Source organism: Streptomyces sp. MK37H (assembly GCF_018035285.1).
In the GTDB taxonomy this organism is placed as follows: Bacteria; Actinomycetota; Actinomycetes; order Streptomycetales; family Streptomycetaceae; genus Streptomyces; species Streptomyces endocoffeicus.
In genome coordinates this window covers 1-4,824 of the sequence record NZ_JAAAYH010000556.1, presented here as the reverse complement: position 1 = coordinate 4,824, position 4,824 = coordinate 1, and the positions used below count along the sequence as shown (strand labels likewise).

Below are 4,824 nucleotides of genomic sequence, written 5' to 3'. Positions count from 1 at the left end.
CGCCTTGACCGGTGCGGGGGCGGCCGCCCCGGTGGCCCGGCCCGGCGTCTGATCGCCCGACGGCGGCCAGCTCACGGTCGGGCGCACCTCGCCGTTGGCCAGCCGGGCGCTCTCGATGATGTCCGCGGCCGCCGTACGGAACATCTCGCGCCGCCGCACCCCGCGCGCCGCCGCGACCGCCTGCTCGGCGCCGTCGGCGCGGCCGACCGCGGCCAGCACCTCCTGCTCCAGATGGGCCCGGCCGCGCGGGCGCAGCCCCTCCGGGTCGCCGAGCAGGGCGACCGCTTCGGGGGCGCGCAGCAGCAGGTCGGGGGCGAGCCGCCCGGCGGAGAGCACCCGGGCCAGGTTCTCCGCCGCGGCGCCCTCGTCGCGCAGCAGCCGCAGGTACCAGGGCGTCTTGCCCAGCGCGTCCGAGACCTTGCGGAAGCCCAGCAGCCCGGCGTCCGGGTCGGCGGAGTCGGCGAACCAGCCCAGCAGCACGGGCAGCAAGGTCCGCTGGATCGCCGCCTTACGGGTCACCCCGGACGCCAGGGCCTCCAGGTGGCGCAGCGCACCGGCCGGGTCCGCGTACCCCAGGGCGGTGAGCCGCTGACCGGCCGCCTCGGAGCTGAGCCGGATCTCGCCGGGCTGGAGCTGGGCGACGGCGTCCAGCAGCGGCCGGTAGAAGAGCTTCTCGTGCAGCCGCCGCACTTCGCGAGCGTGCCGCCGCCAGGCGGTGCCCAGCTCCGTCACCGGCTCGGTGCGGAACCCCAGCGACCGGCCGAGGCGGCGCTGGTCGGCCTCGCCCTCGGGCATCAGATGGGTGCGGCGCAGCCGGTAGAGCTGGAGCCGGTGTTCCATGGTGCGCAGGAAGCGGTACGCGTCGTCCAGCGCGGCGGCGTCGGTGCGCCCCACATAGCCGCCGGCGGCCAGGGCCGCGAGCGCGTCCAGCGTCGTACCGCTGCGCAGCGACTCGTCGGACCGCCCGTGCACCAACTGGAGCAGCTGGACGGCGAACTCGACGTCGCGCAGGCCGCCGGGGCCCAGCTTGAGCTCGCGGTCGACCTCGGACACGGGGATGTTCTCGACCACGCGGCGGCGCATCTGCTGCACGTCGGGGATGAAGTTCTCGCGCTCGACGGCCTGCCAGACCATGGGCGCGAGGGCGTCCACATACGCCTGGCCGAGCGCGGCGTCGCCCGCGACCGGACGGGCCTTCAGCAGCGCCTGGAACTCCCAGGTCTTGGCCCAGCGCTGGTAGTACGCCAGATGGCTGGAGAGGGTGCGCACCAGCGGGCCGTTGCGCCCCTCTGGGCGGAGGTTGGCGTCGACGGGCCAGATGGTGCCCTCGACGGTGACGTCGGAGCAGACGCGCATCAGCCGGGAGGCGAGCCGGGTGGCGGCCCGTACCGCCTCGCCCTCATCAACGCCTTCAACGGCCTCCGCCACGAAGATCACGTCCACATCCGAGACGTAATTGAGCTCGCGGCCCCCGCACTTGCCCATGCCGATCACGGCCAGCCGGCAGGCGGCGGCGTCCTGCGGCTGCTCCTCGGCCGCGATCTCCAGCGCGGCCCGCAGCGTGGCGGTCGCCAGGTCGGCCAGCTCGGCGGCCGTCTGGGTGATGTCGGTGGTGCCGCACACATCGCGGGCGGCGATGGCCAGCAGCGCCCGGCGGTAGGCGACGCGCAGCGCGTCGGGCCGGGGCATCCCCGCCCCGGGCGCGCCCCAGACCCCCTCGGCCAGGGCCCGCTCGAACTCCGGGGTGGCCGGGTGCAGATCGGCCGACTCGTAGGTCACCAGGGCGTGCCAGTCGCCCGGGTGGCGGGCGAGGTGGTCGCCCAGCGCCTCGGAGGCGCCGAGTACGCCGAGCAGCCGGTCGCGCAGCGGTTTGGCGGTGACGAGGGTGTCCAGCAGCGCCTGCCGGGACCCGGCCCGCTGCCCGCCGTCCTCCTTCTCCTCCGCGTCCTCCTCGGGCAGCGCCTCGACGAGCCGGACGAGCCCGAGCAGCGCCAGATCGGGATCGGCGGTCGCGCCGAGCGCCTCCAGCAATACGGAGTCGTCCCGTACCGAGGCCAGCTCGGGCGCGTCCAGCAGCCGCTGCGCGGCCGAGGCGTCGGTGAAACCGTGCCGCAGCAGCCGGGTGATATTGCTGCTCCTGCGTCCCTGCGGTACGGCCATCCCGCCGCCTCCCGTCCCTGGTCGACTCCGCGCCGCTCGACCACCCGCACACCCGTGATCAAAGGCGCCGCTGACGAGCCTAAGCGACCCCGAGGGCGAAGCGGCAGGTCCGGGCGGGGTCAGACACCCACGAAACGGCCCCGCGGCTCGCCGCGAAGATGCCCCGGCGGAAGCCGGCGCCCATAGGCGACCAGCAGGAGGTCCTGAGCGGCCCCGGTCAGCTCGGCGCCGCTGCCGTACGACCAGTCCAGATCGTCGGCGCGGAGCCGGACCCCGTCGAGGTCGGCCCCGAAGAACTTCAGCCCCCTGGGGTTGACCGTCCCCAGCAGAACGCGCAGCCGGTCCTCGGGCACCCGGCGCCCGAGCCCGAGCGCGACGGTGATGTCCAGCCCGTGGATCACATCGTGCCCCAGCGCCGCCTCGACCCCGCCCACCGGCGGCTTCCAGGGGTGGTCGGCGTGGTCCCGGAGGTACGCGGCGAGTTCCCCGGTCGAGGCGGCGGCCGCGTCCTTACGGGCGAGCCGATCGGTCATCCGGTGAAGGCCGCCACGCGCCTTGACCAGCTCCCACAGCACCGCCGGCAGCGGATACCGAAACCCCATCGACATATGCGCCGCCACCTCCCGCACCCGCCACCCCGTACACAGACTGGGCGCCTCCCACTGCTCCTCCGTCAGCCCGTCCAACACCCCCGCCAGCTCCCGGCGTTCGGCCGCGATCGCTCTTCTGATGTCCACGAGGTCCATGAGCTCAAGGGTTTCGGCAGCCTCGCCGTAAGTCCAAGAGCTCATGGTTCTCGCGGCCAGAAGCGACCGTTATGGACGCCTGGGAGATCAGAGGACGGGGAGGTTCTTCCGCAGCTCGAACGGTGTCACCTCGGAGCGGTACTCCTCCCACTCCTGCTTCTTGTTGCGCAGGAAGAAGTCGAAGACATGCTCCCCGAGCGTCTCGGCGACCAGTTCGCTGCGCTCCATGAGGTCGATCGCCTCGCCCAGGTTCTGCGGGAGGGGCTCGATGCCGAGGGAGCGGCGTTCGGCGTCGGAGAGGGCCCAGACGTCGTCGTCGGCGCCGGCCGGGAGTTCGTAGCCGCCCTCGATGCCCTTGAGGCCGGCGGCGAGGAGGACCGCGTAGGCCAGGTAGGGGTTGGCGCCGGTGTCCAGGGAGCGGACCTCGACGCGGGTGGAGCCGGTCTTGCCAGGCTTGTAGAGGGGGACGCGGACGAGGGCGGAGCGGTTGTTGTGGCCCCAGCAGATGTAGGAGGGGGCCTCGCCGCCCGCGCCGGCGGTGCGCTTGGAACCGCCCCAGATGCGCTTGTAGGAGTTGACCCACTGGTTGGTGACGGCGGAGATCTCCCCGGCGTGGCGCAGCAGGCCCGCGATGAAGGAGCGGCCCACCTTGGAGAGCTGGAACTCGGCGCCGGACTCGTAGAAGGCGTTGCGGTCGCCCTCGAAGAGGGAGAGGTGGGTGTGCATGCCCGAGCCGGGGAACTCCGAGAAGGGCTTCGGCATGAAGGTGGCCTGCACGCCCTGCTCCAGTGCGACCTGCTTCATGACCAGGCGGAACGTCATGATGTTGTCGGCGGTGGAGAGCGCGTCGGCGTAGCGCAGATCGATCTCCTGCTGGCCGGGGGCGCCCTCGTGGTGGGAGAACTCGACCGAGATGCCCATCGATTCCAGCATGGTGATCGCCTGGCGGCGGAAGTCCATGCCGATGTTCTGCGGGGTGTGGTCGAAGTAGCCCGAGGAGTCGGCGGGCACCGGGCGGGTGCCGTCCACCGGCTTCTGGTTGAGCAGGAAGAACTCGATCTCGGGGTGGGTGTAGAAGGTGAACCCGAGATCGGAGGTCTTGGCGAGGATGCGCTTGAGGACGAAGCGGGGGTCGGCGAAGGACGGTGAGCCGTCCGGCATCAGGATGTCGCAGAACATCCGTGCGGTCCCGGGGGCCTCGGCGCGCCAGGGCAGGATCTGGAACGTGCCGGGGTCCGGCTTGGCGATCATGTCGGACTCGTAGACCCGGGCGAAGCCCTCGATCGCGGAGCCGTCGAATCCAATGCCCTCGTCGAAGGCGCCCTCGAGTTCGGCCGGCGCGACGGCCACGGACTTCAGGAAGCCGAGCACATCGGTGAACCAGAGCCGCACAAACCGGATGTCGCGCTCTTCGAGCGTGCGGAGCACGAACTCCTGCTGCTTATCCATGGTCCCCTATCCTTGCAGGTCAAACGGCTCTTTGCGCGGGCCCGGGGCACCTTCCGCATCCCCAGTATCACGCGGCGGGATTTCACAGAGGTTTCGTCCGGTCGCCCCGGTCTCCCCTCACCTCACCACGATGAGTGCATCGTACTTTCACCCGGCCGGTCCCGGACCCGACCGTTCTGCCCCCTCCGTGGCGCCTGCCGGGGCTCCATACCCCTTGGGGGTAGGGTGCCGAATATCACGATGATCAAACGGTCAGATGATGATCTGAACGGTCAGATGGAGGCGGCGATGCACCGAAGCCCCTCACCCCCGAGCCGATCGCTGATGCGGCGCATAGAGCGGCGCGTCGGCCGCCCGCCCTCCCGGCGGGGCGGTGGACGCGCCGACCCTCACGCATCCGGCACACATCAGCATTGGGGTACTGACTCATGCACGAAAAGACTCGCCGTGCCGTGCTCGGCACGGGCAT

The 4,824-nt window shown here is 71.7% G+C and carries 3 protein-coding genes; all 3 read right to left on the bottom strand.

Features of this window, described 5'->3' with window-relative positions:
* Nucleotides 1-2,160, bottom strand: a 2,160-nt coding sequence (locus tag GWI24_RS40405) for a bifunctional [glutamine synthetase] adenylyltransferase/[glutamine synthetase]-adenylyl-L-tyrosine phosphorylase (protein WP_210951002.1), incomplete at its 3' end; no start/stop codon positions are given.
* A gap of 119 nt (nt 2,161-2,279) precedes the next feature.
* Complete coding sequence (locus GWI24_RS40400; RefSeq protein WP_210951001.1) at nt 2,280-2,906, bottom strand: maleylpyruvate isomerase family mycothiol-dependent enzyme; 627 nt, start codon at nt 2,904-2,906, stop codon at nt 2,280-2,282.
* Nucleotides 2,907-2,993: 87 nt separating this feature from the next.
* Nucleotides 2,994-4,355 (bottom strand): glutamine synthetase family protein, encoded by a 1,362-nt coding sequence (locus tag GWI24_RS40395; protein ID WP_167501255.1) that lies wholly within the window; start codon nt 4,353-4,355, stop codon nt 2,994-2,996.
* Nucleotides 4,356-4,824 lie beyond the last annotated feature (469 nt).

Coding starts and splice junctions, on each gene's coding strand:
- GWI24_RS40400 (WP_210951001.1), bottom strand. CDS start 2,906: ATGGACCTCGTGGACATCAGAAGAGCGATCGCGGCCGAACGCCGGGAG.
- GWI24_RS40395 (WP_167501255.1), bottom strand. CDS start 4,355: ATGGATAAGCAGCAGGAGTTCGTGCTCCGCACGCTCGAAGAGCGCGAC.